Raw genomic sequence first — 13,913 nt, 5'->3', positions numbered from 1 at the left:
CTGGGTGAGTTCGACCGCACCCTCCCGCCTCCTGTACAGTCTGGTTTCGCAGCCAGCCGCAAGGCAGCCGCGAAAACCTGGTCCTGTGGAGCAGTTTGGAGTGCTCGCCACCCTGTCAAGGTGGAGGCCGCGGGTTCAAATCCCGTCAGGACCGCAAGAAACGAAAGCCCGGATCTTCTGATCCGGGCTTTCGTGCGTCTTGACTGCGGCATCCGCCCCGGGTAACCCGTAGAGCAGAGGCTGCCCCTGTTTCCCTCGGCGAGGGGCCGCGCGGCCCACCGGGAGGTGGCACGTATGTCTGCGCCCACGGCACGGCACGAAACCCGTGCGCTGCTGCGCGCCCACCTGGCGGCGGCGTCCGGCTACAAACACCTCACCCGGCACTGCCCGATCTGCCACCGGCTGCTGCGCCTCGCCCTGGAGCCCACAGCGGCCCCACGGGCGTCCGACGCCCTCCGGGACCCCTCCCGCCCTCCCGAGGGCCCCGAGCGCCCCTCCGGGGGCACCGAGAGCTCCGAAGTGCCGGACGACGGCGCGACCGCCCCCGACGGCCCCCCGGGGCCGCGGCGGGCCACCGGGCAGAGCGAGGGCGAAAGTCCCGCCAGGACATGACCTTTGGCCGCTCCGCCCGCCTCCGGTGAGTGGCAGGCTGGATGTTGGCAAGTCTCGGCCGGTGTGACGGGTGTCACCGAACGAGTTTCTGGAAGGGGTGGCTTTACCCCCTTCTTACAACTGGCGAATTTAATATGTGCAATTGCACCCCTCACGCAACGCGCCCGCGACCGTCCCACGGAGGTCGACCCGGAAGCGCCAGGAGGCCCGCACAGGGCCCCGGACAGCTCCGTCCACGGTCGGCGAACAGCCCGGCGCAGCGGCCCGCACACGGCCCCGCCGCCGGCCGTTCGGGCATAAAAAAATCGCGCTGGACCCGGCGGAGTCCAGCGCGATCGGGTGACGTACCCGTATTGCATAGGTATGACGCCCGTTGGGGCAGGCGTCCGTCATGTGGAGCTATGGGTGGGCACGTGGGGTTGGGGGACCCGGAAGTGCCCTGTTATGGCGCGACAGGGGTGTGTCAGGCCTCGCTGCGCTGCTGCGGAATACCCGCAAGCAGTGCGCGGACCTCTGCCTCGCGGTACCGGCGATGTCCACCGAGCGTGCGGATGGACGTGAGCTTGCCTGCCTTCGCCCAACGGGTGACCGTCTTCGGGTCCACGCGGAACATCGTGGCAACCTCAGCCGGGGTCAGCAGCGGCTCGGCATCAGGGGTGCGAGCGGTCATGAGCGGCCTCCTCGGGAGAACCGAACCATCTCGGTTCTTTCCTCTAAATTCTGCACCTTGACCCGCGTTGCCCGAAATGGCGGACGCGGGCCGAGTCGGTTATAGGACGAACGGCTTGTCCTCGGCACTACAACTACACCATCCGTCCAGCCGCGTCGGCCAAACCGATGGAATTGCCCTCCCAGGTGTTCATCAGCGACGGAAGCCGATGGACCATGCCATAGCGGACAGTCACGCCACAGTGACGATCAGTCACAGAGCGATCAGGAGTCACCAGACCCCCCATAGAGTGCAATACCGAGCTTTCCGCCCATAGTTAGACGGAAGGAGTCCTCCCCGGACTCCTTGTCCTATTTTGGCACGAGGAGTGGGGATCGGCGCAAGGGCGCCGTTAGTGCTATCCGTCACGCTTGAGGCAAAGGCCCGGTTCAGGACGTAGGTCCTGAGCTCCGCCGCGTACTCCCCCGCCCCACAGGTCACACAGGTCACACAGGACGCACTTTCACGCTTCGTCAGCTCACCGGCGCGCGCCTCGGCGCACTACAAAAGCGTGGATGCGCTCCGGCTCGCACACCTCTGCGCCGGTTGATGCGCCTCTGCACCGATTGCCTATGCCTGGGAGGTTTCGCGTCAGTTGGCGAACTGACGGTCCCGCACCGCCCGCCAGCGCTCGGCGAGACGCGCGTACGCCGTGCTCGCCCCTTCGCTGTCGCCGGCCCGCAGCGCCGCGATGCCCTCGGTCACATCCGCCGCCGAACGGTCACCCTCCAGGTGCTCCGCCGGCAGCGCGTGGACCAGCCCCCCGTAGTCGAGCTCGACGAGCGCGCGCGGATGGAACTCCTCCAGCCAGCGGCCGACGTCCACCAGGCCCTCGGTCAGCGGCCCTTCGTCGACCGTCTCCCGCAGGGTCTTCAGCGCCCGCGCCAGCCGGCGCCGCGCCTGCACCATCGGGGTCCGGTAGCGCAGCACCGGCGCTCCGCCGCCCTCGCCCGCCGCCTCGTACTCACGCTCCTCGTCCGCGAAGAGCACGAACCAGCGCACCGGAACCTGCCATACCGCCGTCCTGATCCACGGCCGGGCGTCCGGATTCCGCTCCCGCCACCGCTCGTAATCGGTGAGCGCCTGACCCCGCACGACCGGGGGCAGCACCGCGTCGAACACCGTGGCCGGAAACATCCCCTCAAGTTCCTCCAGCGCCAGCCATCCCCGCAGCCGGGTCCGCCACGGACAGACGCACACCACCCCGTCCACCTCGGCGACGAACGCGTCCGCGCTCTCGTGGACGGGCACCCCGACCGGCGGGGTGGCCGCCAAGTCGGCGAGCGAACGACGCAGTTCGTCCTGGGCCGTGGGGAAGGCGGAACGCTCCGCGTACCGGGCCCAGTGGGCCCGTTCGGGCCCGGGAAAGGCGGCGAGCGGCTCGTACACCCGCAGGTAGGACGAGTAAGGGACGAGCACTGAAGACACCACCGACATGCGCCGAATCGTGTCACGCCCGTACTCCGCGAGGGGGTGATCCTCGGCACCGGCACAGATCTCCGTACGCGGAGGACTTACGCTCTTGCCCAGTCGGGCCGACCGTGCCGGTCGGCCCGGGGCCCTCCCCACCTTCAGGAGGGCCTTTCCGCCGCTTCGTACTTGGGAGTCACCACAGTGACCGATGTGACCGACGGCGTCCTGCACACCCTGTTCCACTCGGATCAGGGGGGCCACGAACAAGTCGTGCTCTGCCAGGACCGTGCCAGCGGCCTCAAGGCCGTCATCGCCATCCACTCCACCGCCCTGGGCCCCGCCCTCGGCGGCACCCGCTTCTATCCGTACGCCTCCGAGGAGGAGGCCGTCGCGGATGCGCTGAACCTGGCGCGGGGCATGTCGTACAAGAACGCCATGGCCGGCCTCGACCACGGTGGCGGCAAGGCCGTCATCATCGGGGACCCGGACACGATCAAGTCGGAGGAACTGCTGCTGGCCTACGGCCGGTTCGTCGCCTCCCTCGGCGGGCGCTACGTGACGGCCTGCGACGTCGGCACGTATGTCGCGGACATGGACGTCGTCGCCCGTGAGTGCCGCTGGACCACCGGCCGCTCCCCCGAGAACGGCGGCGCCGGGGACTCCTCCGTGCTCACCGCCTTCGGTGTCTTCCAGGGCATGCGGGCCTCCGCCCAGCACCTGTGGGGCGACCCGACCCTGCGCGGCCGGAAGGTCGGCGTCGCCGGCGTCGGCAAGGTCGGTCACCACCTCGTCGAGCACCTGCTAGCCGACGGTGCCGTCGTCGTCATCACGGACGTACGGGAGGAGTCGGTACGCCGGATCACCGACCTGCACCCGGAGGTCACCGTGGCCGCGGACACCGACGAGCTGATCCGTACCGAGGGCCTGGACATCTACGCCCCGTGCGCACTCGGCGGAGCGCTCGACGACGACACCGTGCCGGTGCTCACCGCGAAGGTGGTGTGCGGCGCCGCCAACAACCAGCTCGCACACCCGGGCGTGGAGAAGGATCTGGCCGACCGCTCGATCCTGTACGCACCCGACTACGTGGTGAACGCCGGTGGCGTGATCCAGGTCGCCGACGAGCTCCACGGCTTCGACTTCGACCGGTGCAAGGCGAAGGCGACGAAGATCTTCGACACCACGCTGGCCATATTCGCACGTGCGAAGGCGGACGGAATTCCGCCGGCCGCGGCCGCCGACCGGATCGCCGAACAGCGGATGGCCGAAGCACGCCGTCGCTGACCGGTGACGGGATCTGCGGGACCCGTCACCGGACACGGCCCGCCGACCGGCGAGACAAGACTCACGCCGGTCGGCGGGTCGGCCGCTCAGAAGAGGTTAAAATCGCAGTTGACCAGCGGGGACGGGGCTCCTCGCCGGGTCGGTACCGGGGTGCTTCATGCGGGCGGCGTACCGTATGGCCGCGGAAGCAGGTACCGTTAAAGCCCTACAGGCGCGGTCTCTCAGCCGGGAGTCCGTCCTGAAACATGAACGCGTGTCAAGACTCTGGGGCCGTCGAGCCCCGTCACCGAGGGGGTCGAGCCATGGGGCGCGGCCGGGCAAAGGCCAAGCAGACCAAGGTCGCCCGTCAGCTGAAGTACAGCAGCGGCGGGACTGACCTGTCGCGTCTGGCCAATGAGCTGGGCGCATCACCTTCGAGTCAGCCACCGAACGCTGAGCCGTTCGAGGACGACGACGAGGAAGATGACCCGTACGCACAGTACGCGGAGCAGTACAACGACGCGGACGAGGACGAGGACGATCAGTCCGGTCCCTCGTCACAGCGCCGCGGCGCTTGACCTCGCGCTGACACAACAACCCGGTCCGGGCTTGCTCGGACCGGGTTTTGTGCTGCCCTGGTGACGCCGGGCCGGTCTGCGACGGAGAGTCGGGGCGGGTCACCGGACGATCCCGGTGACCCGCCCCGTCCTGCCTACTTCGCGTAGTCGCCCACGAGCTCGGCGCCCGAGGTGTGCGCGCCCCGGTCGGTGATCTCACCGGCGACCCATGACTCGACCCCTCGGTCGGCCAGGGTGGTCAGGGCGGCGTCCACGGAATCGGCGGGGACGATCGCGATCATGCCGACACCCATGTTGAGCGTCTTCTCCAGCTCCAGCCGCTCGACCTGTCCGGCCTTGCCGACCAGGTCGAAGACCGCGCCGGGCACCCACGTGGAGCGGTCCACGGTGGCGTGCAGCGTGTCCGGGACGACCCGGGCCAGGTTGTTGGCCAGGCCGCCGCCCGTGACGTGGCTGAAGCCGTGCACCTCGGTCGTGCGGGTCAGGGCCAGGCAGTCCAGCGAGTAGATCTTGGTGGGCTCCAGGAGCTCCTCGCCGAGCGTCCGGCCGAACTCCTCGACCTGGCGGTCCAGCGACCAGCCGGCGCGGTCGAAGACCACGTGCCGGACCAGCGAGTACCCGTTGGAGTGAAGACCGGAGGACGCCATCGCGATGACCGCGTCCCCCTTACGGATACGGTCCGGGCCGAGCAGGTGCTCGGCCTCGACCACGCCCGTACCGGCGCCCGCCACATCGAAGTCGTCGGGGCCGAGGAGACCCGGGTGCTCGGCGGTCTCGCCGCCGACCAGGGCGCAGCCCGCGAGGACACAGCCTTCGGCGATGCCCTTCACGATGGCCGCGACACGCTCGGGATGCACCTTGCCGACGCAGATGTAGTCGGTCATGAAGAGCGGCTCGGCACCACAGACGACCAGGTCGTCGACGACCATGCCGACGAGGTCGTGGCCGATGGTGTCGTACACGCCCATCTGGCGGGCGAGGTCCACCTTCGTACCGACGCCGTCGGTCGCGGAGGCGAGCAGCGGACGCTCGTAACGCTTGAGCGCCGAGGCGTCGAAGAGGCCGGCGAATCCACCGAGGCCGCCCAGGACCTCGGGACGCTTCGTCTTCTTCACCCACTCCTTCATCAGCTCGACGGCACGGTCACCGGCTTCGATGTCGACGCCCGCTGCCGCGTAGGAAGCACCTGTTGTCTCAGACATTGCCTGGGATCTTTCGTGTGGAAATACGGGGCTGGTGGGGGAAGCGCCGGTCGTTCCGGGTCACGGACGACGCAGCGCGTCGGCCGCCGCGGTCGCGGCAGGGCCGGCCGCCAGCTCGGTCTCCAGCAGCTGCTTGCCGAGCAGCTCCGGGTCCGGGAGCTCCATCGGGTATTCACCGTCGAAGCAGGCGCGGCAGAGATTCGGCTTGGCGATCGTCGTCGCCTCGACCATCGCGTCGAGCGAGATGTACGAGAGCGAGTCGGCACCCATCGAGGTGGCGATCTCGTCGACCGTCATGCCGTTGGCGATCAGCTCGGCGCGGGTCGCGAAGTCGATGCCGAAGAAGCAGGGCCACTTGACCGGCGGGGAGGAGATCCGGATGTGGATCTCGGCGGCACCGGCTTCGCGGAGCATCCGGACCAGTGCGCGCTGGGTGTTGCCGCGGACGATCGAGTCGTCGACGACCACCAGGCGCTTGCCCTTGATGACTTCCTTGAGCGGGTTCAGCTTGAGCCGGATCCCCAGCTGGCGGATGGTCTGGGACGGCTGGATGAAGGTCCGGCCGACGTACGCGTTCTTGACCAGACCGGCGCCGAACGGGATTCCGCTGGCTTCGGCGTATCCGATCGCGGCGGGAGTGCCGGATTCCGGAGTCGCTATGACCAGATCCGCGTCGGCCGGGGCTTCCGCGGCCAGTTTGCGGCCCATCTCCACACGGGAGAGGTAGACGTTCCGCCCGGCGATGTCGGTGTCGGGGCGGGCCAGGTAGACGTACTCGAAGACACAGCCCTTGGGCTTCGCTTCCGCAAAGCGGGAGGTGCGCAGGCCGTTCTCGTCGATGGCGATCAGCTCGCCCGGCTCGACCTCACGGACGAAGCTGGCGCCGCAGATGTCGAGGGCGGCGGACTCGGAGGCCACCACCCAGCCGCGCTCCAGGCGTCCGAGGACCAGCGGGCGGATGCCCTGCGGGTCGCGGGCGGCGTAGAGCGTGTGCTCGTCCATGAAGACGAGCGAGAACGCGCCCTTCACCTCGGGAAGCACCTTGGTGGCGGCTTCCTCGATGGTGAGCGGCTTGTCGTCGTCATCGGTCTGGCCGGCGAGCAGCGCGGTCACGAGATCGGTGTCGTTGGTCGCGGCGACCTGGGTGGCGCGGCCGTCCTTGCGGGGCAGGTCGGCGACCATCTCCGCGAGCTGGGCCGTGTTGACCAGATTGCCGTTGTGACCCAGGGCGATCGAGCCGTGCGCGGTGGCACGGAACGTCGGCTGCGCGTTCTCCCACACCGAGGCACCGGTGGTGGAGTAGCGGGCATGACCGACCGCGATATGGCCCTGGAGAGATCCCAGAGACGTTTCGTCGAAGACCTGCGAGACCAGTCCCATGTCCTTGAAGACCAGGATCTGGGACCCGTTGCTCACTGCGATGCCCGCGGACTCCTGTCCACGGTGCTGCAGGGCATACAGTCCGAAATAGGTGAGCTTGGCGACCTCTTCACCCGGAGCCCAGACACCGAAGACGCCACAAGCGTCCTGGGGGCCTTTCTCTCCGGGGAGCAGGTCGTGGTTGAGTCGTCCATCACCACGAGGCACACCACCGAGTGTAGGCGAGATCGACCACCGGTCCGAATTCGATGGCTGCCGCACCGGGGTTCCCCGGGTACTGCGGGCGTACGCGAAGGGGGCCCCGGACAAGCCCTCCACGCGCCCCCGAATGATCACACCGTGTGACCGGCGCGGGGTGGCCGGAGGGGCCGTCTGCGCGCTTTGGGCGGCAGGCGCCCGGATTGGCGGCGTGTTACCGATCGGTTCAGGCCATGGGCCGCAGGGCGAGGCGTCACCCGCGTCGTGGCGCTCGGTGATCCGGGGAACCCCGGAAAAGCCGCTGGCCGAACGCTCGTTTCGTGGTGAGCCTCACACTGCCGGCGCGGTCGGAGCGCCCTCGGCGGAGCGGTTTCCGAAGGCACCGGCCGTGAGGACCGCGTCTACTTCCCGGTCTTGGGAGCGGAGGCGGCGAGCCCCTTGCCGTTCTCCGCGGTGAGGGACAGTGCGTGGTGGTCGATCGTGTACGCCGTCTTCCCGCGCAGGACGGCGAGCATGGCCCGTTCGACGTCCATCTCGGCGTCGCCGCACATCTTGCGGGTGGAGGCGAGCGGTCCGAAGGTGATCGACGAGCCGGACACCGTCGCCTTGCCGTGGAAACCGTTGCAGCCGAGGTTGCCCTCCACCGTGCCGTCCTTGCCGAAGGTCAGGCGGGGTGCCTTGTCCCGGGTGTCGGCGGGCAGGGAGGTCGCGGTGTCCTTGTCGGTCAGGGTGGTGACGGTCCAGGTGGTGCCGGCGAGCGGGGCCGGGGGCTCCGACGTGAGGGTGACCGTGTCCCCCTCGGCCGTCGTCAGGGTGAGGGTCTTGTTCACCACGGCGGCCTTGAGGGTGCCCGTGAACGCGCGGGACAGGGCGTTCTCGAAGTCCTGCACGTCCTTCTCGCACGCCATCTCGGTGGTGACGCCCGGCCCGAGGGTCAGGGTGGCGCCCTCGACGCGGGCGTCGGCGGTGTAGTGGTTGCAGCCGAGGTTTCCGGTGGCTTTGCCCTTGGGGCCGATCGTGACGTGGGCGTCGGCCGGTGCGGTGGACCGCTTCCCGTCGACGGTCAGGGACTCGACGCTCCAGCGAACGTCCGTGACGGGAAGGTCGGTGCGCACCCTGCCGCTGCCGTCGCCGGTTCCCGTGCCGGAGCCGGCTCCGGAACCCGACTCCGTACCGCAGGCGGCGAGGGTGAGGAGGGCCAGGACGCTGACAGCCATACGTTGTGTGCGCATGGACCTGGGACGGATCGGGGTGGCGATCCGGTTCCCCCCGGCTCATCGGCGACAGCAGGTTCAGCTCATCGGCGACAGCGGGTTCAGCTCATCAGCGGCAGCAGCTCCGCGAGATCGGCACGCTCTCCGCTCGCGCTGACCTCGGCCGCTTCCAGCGCGTCCGCCCAGCGGACGCGGCCGGTGGCGAGCCGGGTCCAGACGAGCGGACCGGTCTCGACGACGTTGGGCGGTGTGCCACGGGTGTGCTTGGGTCCGCCGATGCACTGGACGACGGCGAACGGCGGGATACGTACCTCGACCGAACCGCCGGGCGCCTTGTCCGCGAGTGCGTCGGCGAGCAACCGGGTGCAGGCGGCCAGCGCCTGGCGGTCGTACGGGATGTCCAGACCGGTCGCCGCGTTCAGATCGTCGGTGTGCGCGACCAGCTCGACGGTGCGGGTGACCAGGAAGTCACCGAGCCGGATCGTCCCGGCCCGGGTCGGCACCAGCCGGTCCCCCGGGACGGCGGGCACCAGCTCCTCGAAGCGGTCGCGGACCTCCTCGTAGAGTGCGTCGAGGTCGGGATGGGCTGCGGCCAGGGCCCGGGTGTCGTCGGCGATGCGCTCCGCCCGCCCCGCAGTGGAGAACGGCCACTCCAGCAGGGCGAGACCGGCCTTCGGACCGGCCGGCTCCGGATGTTCCACAGCGGTGGTGACGCGGGAGAGCGCCATCGTGAGGTGTGCGGCGAGCTCCCGTACGGTCCAGTCCCCCAGCCGGGTCGGGAGCGCGAGCTGCTCGGGCGTCAGGACGCGGACGGCTTCCCGGACATGGGCGAACTGGGCCAGGACAGCGGCCCGGGTCTTCGTGGCGTCGTACGTGCGCAAGCGCTTCTTGGCCGGAGGCATACGGGCGAGCGTAACCGGCGGCTACGACAATGCCCGGAGGGCCGGCTCGCAGCCATTGCGCCCGCTGGCCGGCGCAACGGCGAAGCCCCCGCCCGGACGATTGGGCGGGGGCTTCGGAGAAACGTGACCGGCCTGGATCAGCCGAACAGCGCCGGGATGACGGCCTCGTGGGCCGTGCGCAGCTCGCTCAGCGGAATGCTGAACTCGCCCTGCACCTCGATCTCCTCGCCGTCCACGACACCGATCCGGGTCACGGGCAGGCCCCGCGCACCGCACATGTCGTTGAAACGGAGCTCCTCGCTGCGCGGGATCGAGACGATCGCACGCCCCGCCGACTCGGAGAAGAGGAAGGTGAACGCGTCGAGGCCGTCCGGCACGACGAGCCGTGCGCCCTTGCCGCCGCGCAGGCAGGACTCGGTGACCGCCTGGATCAGACCGCCGTCCGAGAGGTCGTGCGCCGCGTCGATCATGCCGTCGCGGGACGCCGAGATCAGGATCTCGCCGAGCAGCTTCTCGCGGCCCAGGTCGACCTTGGGCGGCATGCCGCCGAGGTGCTGGTGGATGACCTCGGACCAGGCCGAGCCGCCGAACTCCTCGTGCGTGTCACCCAGCAGGTAGAGGAGCTGGCCCTCTTCCGCGAAGGCGACCGGCGTACGCCGCGTGACGTCGTCGATCACACCGAGCACGGCCACGACCGGCGTCGGGTGGATCGCCGTCTCACCGGTCTGGTTGTACAGCGACACGTTGCCGCCGGTGACCGGGGTGCCGAGCTCCAGGCAGCCGTCCGCGAGACCACGGGTGGCCTCCGCGAACTGCCACATGACGTCCGGGTCCTCGGGCGAACCGAAGTTCAGGCAGTCCGAGATCGCGAGCGGCTTGGCACCGGAGGCGGCGACGTTGCGGTACGACTCCGCCAGCGCGAGCTGCGCACCCGTGTACGGGTCGAGCTTCGCGTACCGGCCGTTGCCGTCGGTCGCCATGGCCACGCCCAGGTTCGACTTCTCGTCGATCCGGACCATGCCCGCGTCCTCGGGCATCGCCAGCACGGTGTTGCCCTGCACGAAGCGGTCGTACTGGTCGGTGATCCAGGACTTGGACGCCTGGTTCGGGGAAGCGACCAGCTTGAGGACCTGCTCGCGCAGCTCGGCGCCGTCGGCCGGACGGGCCAGCAGGCCGGCGTCGTCGGCCTGGAGCGCGTCCTGCCAGGACGGGCGGGCGAACGGGCGGTGGTAGGTCGGGCCCTCGTGGGCGACGGACCGCGGCGGTACGTCCACGATCTGCTCGCCGTGCCAGAAGATCTCCAGCTGCGAGCCCTCGGTCACCTCACCGATGACGGTGGCGATGACGTCCCACTTCTCGCAGATCTCCATGAAGCGGTCGACGTGCTGCGGCTCGACGATCGCGCACATGCGCTCCTGCGACTCGCTCATGAGGATTTCCTCGGGCGAGAGGGAGGAGTCGCGCAGCGGCACGGTGTCCAGCTCGACGCGCATGCCGCCGGAGCCCGCGGAGGCCAGCTCGCTGGTGGCGCAGGAGAGCCCGGCGCCGCCGAGGTCCTGGATGCCCGCGACGAGCTTCTCCTTGAAGATCTCCAGGGTGCACTCGATGAGGAGCTTCTCCTGGAACGGGTCACCGACCTGGACCGCCGGCCGCTTGGCGGGACCGGTCGACTCGAAGGTCTCCGAAGCCAGCACGGAGACGCCGCCGATGCCGTCGCCGCCCGTGCGGGCGCCGTACAGGATCACCTTGTTGCCGGGGCCGGACGCCTGGGCCAGGTGGATGTCCTCGTGCTTCATCACGCCGATGCAGCCGGCGTTGACGAGCGGGTTGCCCTGGTAGCAGGCGTCGAAGACGACCTCGCCGCCGATGTTCGGCAGGCCGAGGCAGTTGCCGTAGCCGCCAATACCCGCGACGACTCCGGGCAGCACACGCTTGGTGTCGGGGTGGTCGGCCGCACCGAAGCGCAGCGGGTCGACGACCGCGACCGGGCGGGCACCCATGGCGAGGATGTCGCGGACGATGCCGCCGACGCCGGTGGCCGCGCCCTGGTAGGGCTCGATGTACGAGGGGTGGTTGTGCGACTCGACCTTGAAGGTGACCGCGTACCCCTGGCCGACGTCGACCACACCGGCGTTCTCGCCGATGCCGACGAGCATCGCGTCGTTGTCGGGGACCTTCTCGCCGAACTGCTTGAGGTGGACCTTGCTGCTCTTGTACGAGCAGTGCTCGGACCACATCACGGAGTACATGGCGAGCTCGGCGCCGGTGGGACGGCGGCCCAGGATCTCGCGGATCCGCGCGTACTCGTCCTCCTTGAGTCCGAGTTCCTTCCAGGGCTGCTCGGTGTCCGGGGTCTCGGCCGCGTGCTTGACCGTATCCAGGCTCATGCGTTGACCAGCTTCTTGATGATCGAGGTGAAGAATCCGAGACCGTCGGTGCGACCGGTTCCGATGAGCGGCTCGACGGCGTGCTCCGGGTGCGGCATCAGACCGACGACGTTGCCCGCGGCGTTCGTGATGCCGGCGATGTCGCGCAGCGAGCCGTTCGGGTTCACGTCCAGGTAGCGGAACGCGACGCGGCCCTCGGCCTCCAGCTCGTCGAGCGTGCGCTCGTCGGCGGTGTACCGGCCGTCCACGTTCTTCAGAGGTACGGAGATCTCCTGGCCCTCGGTGTAGTCCGAGGTCCACGCGGTCGCCGCGTTCTCCACCTTCAGCTTCTGGTCACGGCAGATGAAGTGGAGGTGGTTGTTGCGCAGCATGGCGCCGGGCAGCAGATGTGCCTCGGTCAGGATCTGGAAGCCGTTGCAGATGCCGAGGACCGGCATCCCCGCCTTCGCCTGTTCGATGATGGTCTCCATCACCGGCGAGAAACGGGAGATGGCTCCGGCCCGCAGATAGTCGCCGTAGGAGAAACCCCCCGCCAGGACCACGGCGTCGACCTGGTGCAGGTCCTTGTCGCGGTGCCAGAGCGATACGGGTTCGGCGCCCGCGATCCGGACGGCCCGCAGGCTGTCCTGGTCGTCGAGGGTGCCGGGAAAAGTGACGACGCCGATACGAGCGGTCACTTCTCCTCCTCCACCTTCACGAGGAAGTCCTCGATGACGGTGTTGGCGAGGAAGGTCTCGGCGAGCTCGTTAATGCGGGCGAGGGCTGCGGCGTCGACCGGCCCCTCGACCTCGAGCTCGAAACGCTTTCCCTGACGTACGTCCGCGATTCCCTCGAAGCCGAGACGGGGCAGTGCGCGCTGCACAGCCTGTCCCTGCGGGTCGAGGATCTCCGGCTTGAGCATGACGTCGACTACGACGCGTGCCACTGGCACTCCCGGTGGTGTGGTGCGGCTGTGTCTCCGGGGGGTTCCCCAGACCCCCGCGGGTCCACTCAGCGTACCTGGCCAGAAATTCTACGCGGGTAGATATCCTTCGGCGCAGATCACGCCGAGATATCGGCCGCGACAACACGCAGGGAAAGTCCTGGAAAAAAACTCCTCACCGGATTGCACATGGACACGCTGAAGCAATTGACTGGGCTTCACAATGCGGCACCCATCGCTGTACAAATGATTACCGGGGGAAAGCGACATCACCCCCGGAACAGTCGACACCCAGTCGATCCGCATCCGCCTGACAGCCGGAAGGCCGGCGTCACCGCATGTCAGACGCGGCGATGCCGTAGGAAAGGACCGATATCCGTGGCTCAGCGCGTAGTGGTTACGCTCTCCGACGACATCGACGGGGGAACAGCGGCGGAAACGGTCACCTTCGCCCTGGACGGGAAGTCGTACGAGATCGACCTCAATCCCGTCAATGCAAAGAAACTGCGCAAGACGCTGGCGCCGTACATGGCGGCCGGCCGGAAGCAGACAAACGCCGGCAAGCACGGCAAGTCTCCCGTGTCGTACCACCACACGTCGCTCGCCCCCGACCCGGCGGCGGTCCGCGCCTGGGCCAGGTCGCACCGGATGGAGGTGCCGGCCCGGGGCCGGATTCCCAAGAAGGTCTACGAGGCGTTCCACGCCGCCAGTTGAGAGGCACCGGCGCCGAAGCCGTCCTGTCGGCGCCCGCTCCGGACTCTCCTCGCGACACCTGCGGGGAGCCGACTTGCGCGACACCCCTGCAGGTCGGCTAGAGTCTGGAGCACGCCGAAGGGCAAGGCCGAAAGGCCGGGCCCCGAGCAGCGTGCGGGTGTAGTTCAGTAGTAGAACATCCCCCTTCCAGGGGGAAGGCGCAGTGTGCAATTCCTGTCACCCGCTCTGCATCGCACTATCTGACCACTTAGTGGATCAGGTAGAGTGGTGAGCGCTCCACCGGTGAAAGCCGAGTGGTAGCAATGCGGACGTAGCTCAGTTGGTAGAGCGCAACCTTGCCAAGGTTGAGGTCGCCAGTTCGAACCTGGTCGTCCGCTCTTGATCAAAGGCCCCGGTCGATATCGACCGGGGCCTTTGTC

The 13,913-nt window shown here is 68.8% G+C and carries 13 protein-coding genes and 3 tRNA genes; 7 read left to right on the top strand and 9 right to left on the bottom strand.

Annotation, left to right across the window (positions count from 1 at the left end; translation table 11 throughout):
- Nucleotides 1-79 precede the first annotated feature (79 nt).
- Both AC07FA_RS12705 and AC07FA_RS12700 read left to right on the top strand, forming a co-directional pair.
- Nucleotides 80-154, top strand: a tRNA-Asp gene (locus AC07FA_RS12705).
- Between the two features lie 140 nt (nucleotides 155-294).
- Nucleotides 295-612, top strand: coding sequence for a DUF6274 family protein (locus tag AC07FA_RS12700; RefSeq protein WP_479075102.1), 318 nt, complete (start codon nucleotides 295-297; stop codon nucleotides 610-612).
- A 463-nt stretch (nucleotides 613-1,075) separates the two neighbouring features.
- Here AC07FA_RS12700 and bldC read toward each other — a convergent pair whose 3' ends face one another.
- Both bldC and AC07FA_RS12690 read right to left on the bottom strand, forming a co-directional pair.
- Nucleotides 1,076-1,282: a developmental transcriptional regulator BldC gene (gene bldC, locus AC07FA_RS12695; protein WP_003949541.1), complete on the bottom strand. Its 207-nt coding sequence runs from the start codon at nucleotides 1,280-1,282 to the stop codon at nucleotides 1,076-1,078.
- Between the two features lie 630 nt (nucleotides 1,283-1,912).
- A complete protein-coding gene (locus AC07FA_RS12690; protein ID WP_479075101.1) occupies nucleotides 1,913-2,758 on the bottom strand; it encodes a DUF8083 family protein in 846 nt (281 codons plus the stop codon).
- A 177-nt stretch (nucleotides 2,759-2,935) separates the two neighbouring features.
- On the opposite strand from AC07FA_RS12690, the gene AC07FA_RS12685 reads away from it, so the two are divergent.
- Nucleotides 2,936-4,018, top strand: a complete 1,083-nt coding sequence (locus AC07FA_RS12685; protein WP_479075100.1) for a Leu/Phe/Val dehydrogenase — start codon at nucleotides 2,936-2,938, stop codon at nucleotides 4,016-4,018.
- Between the two features lie 302 nt (nucleotides 4,019-4,320).
- A complete protein-coding gene (locus AC07FA_RS12680; protein WP_479075098.1) occupies nucleotides 4,321-4,575 on the top strand; it encodes a DUF3073 domain-containing protein in 255 nt (84 codons plus the stop codon).
- A 134-nt stretch (nucleotides 4,576-4,709) separates the two neighbouring features.
- Here AC07FA_RS12680 and purM read toward each other — a convergent pair whose 3' ends face one another.
- From purM to purS, 7 genes are all read right to left on the bottom strand, one after another.
- The gene (gene purM, locus AC07FA_RS12675; RefSeq protein ID WP_479075097.1) at nucleotides 4,710-5,777 is read right to left on the bottom strand and encodes a phosphoribosylformylglycinamidine cyclo-ligase; all 1,068 of its coding nucleotides are present in this window, start codon (nucleotides 5,775-5,777) and stop codon (nucleotides 4,710-4,712) included.
- Nucleotides 5,778-5,837: 60 nt separating this feature from the next.
- Complete coding sequence (gene purF / locus AC07FA_RS12670) at nucleotides 5,838-7,364, bottom strand: amidophosphoribosyltransferase (protein WP_479075095.1); 1,527 nt, start codon at nucleotides 7,362-7,364, stop codon at nucleotides 5,838-5,840.
- 392 nt (nucleotides 7,365-7,756) lie between these two features.
- Nucleotides 7,757-8,587: an META domain-containing protein gene (locus AC07FA_RS12665; protein WP_479075093.1), complete on the bottom strand. Its 831-nt coding sequence runs from the start codon at nucleotides 8,585-8,587 to the stop codon at nucleotides 7,757-7,759.
- Between the two features lie 83 nt (nucleotides 8,588-8,670).
- On the bottom strand, nucleotides 8,671-9,471 hold the full coding sequence (locus tag AC07FA_RS12660) for a maleylpyruvate isomerase family mycothiol-dependent enzyme (protein WP_479075091.1): 801 nt from the start codon (nucleotides 9,469-9,471) through the stop codon (nucleotides 8,671-8,673).
- Nucleotides 9,472-9,608: 137 nt separating this feature from the next.
- On the bottom strand, nucleotides 9,609-11,858 hold the full coding sequence (gene purL / locus AC07FA_RS12655; RefSeq protein WP_479075089.1) for a phosphoribosylformylglycinamidine synthase subunit PurL: 2,250 nt from the start codon (nucleotides 11,856-11,858) through the stop codon (nucleotides 9,609-9,611).
- Complete coding sequence (gene purQ, locus AC07FA_RS12650) at nucleotides 11,855-12,535, bottom strand: phosphoribosylformylglycinamidine synthase subunit PurQ (protein WP_479075087.1); 681 nt, start codon at nucleotides 12,533-12,535, stop codon at nucleotides 11,855-11,857. The genes purL and purQ overlap by 4 nt, the downstream gene beginning before the upstream one ends.
- On the bottom strand, nucleotides 12,532-12,783 hold the full coding sequence (purS, locus tag AC07FA_RS12645) for a phosphoribosylformylglycinamidine synthase subunit PurS (protein WP_479075085.1): 252 nt from the start codon (nucleotides 12,781-12,783) through the stop codon (nucleotides 12,532-12,534). The genes purQ and purS overlap by 4 nt, the downstream gene beginning before the upstream one ends.
- Before the next feature lie 375 nt (nucleotides 12,784-13,158).
- Here purS and AC07FA_RS12640 point away from each other — a divergent pair, with 375 nt between their 5' ends.
- From AC07FA_RS12640 to AC07FA_RS12630, 3 genes are all read left to right on the top strand, one after another.
- Nucleotides 13,159-13,494 (top strand): histone-like nucleoid-structuring protein Lsr2, encoded by a 336-nt coding sequence (locus AC07FA_RS12640; protein WP_479075083.1) that lies wholly within the window; start codon nucleotides 13,159-13,161, stop codon nucleotides 13,492-13,494.
- A gap of 153 nt (nucleotides 13,495-13,647) precedes the next feature.
- Nucleotides 13,648-13,719: transfer RNA gene (locus AC07FA_RS12635), tRNA-Gly, on the top strand.
- 79 nt (nucleotides 13,720-13,798) lie between these two features.
- A tRNA-Gly gene (locus tag AC07FA_RS12630) sits at nucleotides 13,799-13,871 on the top strand.
- Nucleotides 13,872-13,913 lie beyond the last annotated feature (42 nt).

The organism is Streptomyces sp. NPDC045968 (genome assembly GCF_056430475.1).
This window is presented reverse-complemented; position numbering and strand designations above follow the sequence as displayed.

Bases quoted from the DNA above. Each gene is read 5' to 3' on its own strand.
- AC07FA_RS12700 (WP_479075102.1), top strand. From the start codon at position 295: ATGTCTGCGCCCACGGCACGGCACGAAACCCGTGCGCTGCTGCGCGCC.
- bldC (WP_003949541.1), bottom strand. From the start codon at position 1,282: ATGACCGCTCGCACCCCTGATGCCGAGCCGCTGCTGACCCCGGCTGAG.
- AC07FA_RS12690 (WP_479075101.1), bottom strand. From the start codon at position 2,758: ATGTCGGTGGTGTCTTCAGTGCTCGTCCCTTACTCGTCCTACCTGCGG.
- AC07FA_RS12680 (WP_479075098.1), top strand. From the start codon at position 4,321: ATGGGGCGCGGCCGGGCAAAGGCCAAGCAGACCAAGGTCGCCCGTCAG.
- purM (WP_479075097.1), bottom strand. From the start codon at position 5,777: ATGTCTGAGACAACAGGTGCTTCCTACGCGGCAGCGGGCGTCGACATC.
- AC07FA_RS12665 (WP_479075093.1), bottom strand. From the start codon at position 8,587: ATGCGCACACAACGTATGGCTGTCAGCGTCCTGGCCCTCCTCACCCTC.
- AC07FA_RS12660 (WP_479075091.1), bottom strand. From the start codon at position 9,471: ATGCCTCCGGCCAAGAAGCGCTTGCGCACGTACGACGCCACGAAGACC.
- purL (WP_479075089.1), bottom strand. From the start codon at position 11,858: ATGAGCCTGGATACGGTCAAGCACGCGGCCGAGACCCCGGACACCGAG.